Source organism: Vibrio sp. E150_011 (assembly GCF_053544015.1).
On sequence record NZ_JBHFOL010000037.1, the window covers coordinates 1 to 3,164 of the forward strand.

General features: G+C 42.0%; 1 protein-coding gene and 2 pseudogenes. All 3 read right to left on the reverse strand.

The features are described 5' to 3' along the window. A pseudogene (locus ACE1OE_RS24235) lies at positions 1-128 on the reverse strand (DDE-type integrase/transposase/recombinase); the annotation flags it as partial. 83 nt (positions 129-211) lie between these two features. After that, positions 212-1,735 (reverse strand): group II intron reverse transcriptase/maturase, encoded by a 1,524-nt coding sequence (ltrA, locus tag ACE1OE_RS24240; protein ID WP_449212513.1) that lies wholly within the window; start codon positions 1,733-1,735, stop codon positions 212-214. A gap of 664 nt (positions 1,736-2,399) precedes the next feature. After that, positions 2,400-3,100: pseudogene (locus ACE1OE_RS24245) on the reverse strand (IS3 family transposase); the annotation flags it as partial. Between the last annotated feature and the right edge of the window lie 64 nt (positions 3,101-3,164).

The following is a 3,164-nucleotide window of genomic DNA, read 5'->3' on the forward strand; positions in this document are numbered from 1 at the left end:
ATTGTTAGCGCATCACAAACAAGTTGCGCTTTCATTCTGCTACCCATGCTCCAGCCGACCACTTTACGGGAATAGAGATCGATTACGACGGCTAAATACAGCCATCCCTCTGAAGTCCATAGTAGAGTAAGAGGCAGAGCGTAGTCGAACTATTTCTCTGCTTCTCCTCTCCGAACCGTACGTGCACCTTTCAGCGCATACGGCTCTCCGCTTAATTGTGGCTAACAGCCATGGCAACATCGCTATAGCGAGACGTGACAGTATTTCTAATTTCATCTCTGAGGTAGGGATTTGCTTCTGGTGCTCGCCATCTAAAGGGTAATTTAGGGCTACTCACTAATCTAAATAGTGACGCGCCACATAAATTTCCACGATTGCTTTTACCAAATAACACCCATGTCGTTGCCTGATTTGGTGTCGGACGTTTGATCCATTTCATCATTAACGATTTAATAGAACAACGATATTTCCTAGCCAACCACTTGGCGAGTTTCCAGAAAATAATACGATCAATTTTGCTGTAAATTTTCGCGGTGTAATCAGTATGTCGATAAAATTGTGCCCAACCCTTAAGTTTACGATTGAGTTGTTCCACTTTGTCTATCTTGCTACAGCTATGATCCCCTGATAAAGCCTGACTCAATGAATGAGAAAATGCTTTGGCTTTACCGTTTGGAATACCAGACACCACTCGCATATTTCCCTTAGGTCCACGCTTTCGAATGATCCTATGTCCGAGAAATATAAAACCGTCATTCACATGTGTAATATGAGTTTTATCCATATTTAACCTGAGTTTCAGCTTACCTTCTAGGAAGTGTCGACATTGGTCCCGAATAGCCTCTGCTTGTTGTTTATTGCCTTTGACAATCACTAGAAAGTCATCAGCATAACGGCAATAAGCAACGGCTGGTTTCCATTGTCTGTTTTCCTCAACCGCAGGTTTTCGCTTGATTTTGATACTGTGGTTCCAGTACCAGCGGTCTTTACGGGCTTTCTTACTCAAGTAACATTTATCCAAATATTGATCGAACTCATTAAGCATTATGTTTGACAATAACGGAGAAATTACACCACCTTGTGGTACGCCTTCGCTGGTTGCACAAAATAGGTTACGTTCAATGTGTCCAGCTTTAATGAAGCACCAAAGCAAATCATTAAATCGACGGCAGTTGATCCGTTTACGAACACATTTCATCAATAATCGATGGTGAACTGTATCAAAATAGCTTGATAGATCTCCTTCAATTATCCAGCGATCTCTCGGCTCATTGGATTCGGTCATTTGTAGTTTAACCGTACGAATGGCGTGATGGACACTGCGCTCTGGTCTAAAGCCATAGGACAACGAATGAAAATCATTTTCCCATATCGGCTCCATTGCCATGAGCATGGCACGTTGAACTATTCTGTCCCTAAGCGTTGGTATACCTAAAGGACGTAGCTTTCCATTGGTCTTGGGGATATAGATCCGTCTAGCAGGCATCGGTTGATAGTTACCTGACAGCAGATCGTTTCTGATCTCATCAAGATAACCAGCCAAATTAGCCTGTATATGAATCTTTGTTATTCCATCAACACCAGGCGTTTTAGCTCCTTTTGAAGAAAGCGTTACTTCAGCCGCTTGGCGAAGCCAATGCGGGTGACTGATAAGGCGCAGCAATCGATTAACGCGACGCGTTTTATCGGTTGCTGTCCATGTTGCTAATTTACGTTGCTGTTCGCTGATTATCAAAGGTCTTCACCTCATTAAGGTCAGGTAATTTACTTACGCAAATCAATTAAACTGTGTCCCTTCGCCATGTAATGGGCTTTCCCCATCTCAGACTACTACAAACACTCCGCCAGTTTGTTTGTCATCAGGGTCATGCTCCCTTAGCATTCAAAACAAACCTTCCCCGGTTTACCTACCTGAACTCGAACATATTGGGGAGGATGCCGATCGCAGTCTTTGACCTTATCGTGCTGTAAGGTGATGATGCTTAAACGCAGAATTGTGATTTAACGTTTATCCATTAATAAGTAGTTATTTATTACTCATTAATTCGGTAATAATGCCCATACATTTAGCACTATTGCAGCACCATATTACCTATTAATTCGTGTAGGTAATGGCGACGTTTCAGCCCATAGATGCGGGTTAATCGGTTCATGTTCTTCATCCGTCCAATACTTAGTCTAGAGGAGCATCTTGGCTTAACGAATTCGCCTCACTCCCCGTTGTCAGCGAGTTACATCACCTTATCAGCATACGATAAGTCACTGCCGCTCAGACTCAACTATCTGCACAACCAGATAGTGCCATAAACAATGTAGCTCCTGCCGTAGTGTTTATGTATTTCAGATAGACTCGTGGTTCATTAAAGCATTCCATGCTAGTGCTGAACTCCGGGCACACTATACGTAATATCTTGCACCCACGCTTGATTGGCGCTCTGAAAATCAAAATTCTGTGTGAGTTCATTATCGTATATTGGCTTATTGTGTTCACTATTCGTCGTTGCTTTATACTTTTTCTTGTAGCGCACCCAAACGTTTGCCTCTTTCATCAATTGTGCTGTTTTCCTGCGCCCGACAGGATAATCAAGCGTATTTAATGCTTTTTGAATTCGCCTTTCGCCATAGGTATTATCGCTAAACTCAGCAATATTCTTTACCCACTGGAGCAACTCTTGATGCTCTGTATCAACAGACTTTTGTGGTTTTCGCTTTTGATAACTGTAGTAGTTATTGTTTTTTACACCCAACACGCGACACATTACTATCACAGGCCAGATCTTCTTATTTTGGGCAATAAACGTGTATTTTACTTCGTTTCTTTGGCAAAGAAGACCGTCGCTTTTTTTAATATTTCACGCTCCATTTCTAGGCGTTTGACTTGTGCTTTTAGTTGACGAATTTCCTGCTGCTCAGGTGTTAGCTTGCCGTTTCCTCTGAATGCATGACCATCATCATTTTCGGATTCTTTTATCCAGCGACCGAGGAGCTGAGCACTCACTTCTAGATTTCTTGAAGCTTCAGCAATGCTATAATTTTGCTCTCTTACCAGCGAAATGGCATCAAGCTTAAACTCTTTTGAATAGGTTTTACGTTTAGTCATTTCAATCTCCAGTTAAATCAATTATGTCTTAACTGGGTTAGTCGTATCAATTAAACCACGTCAG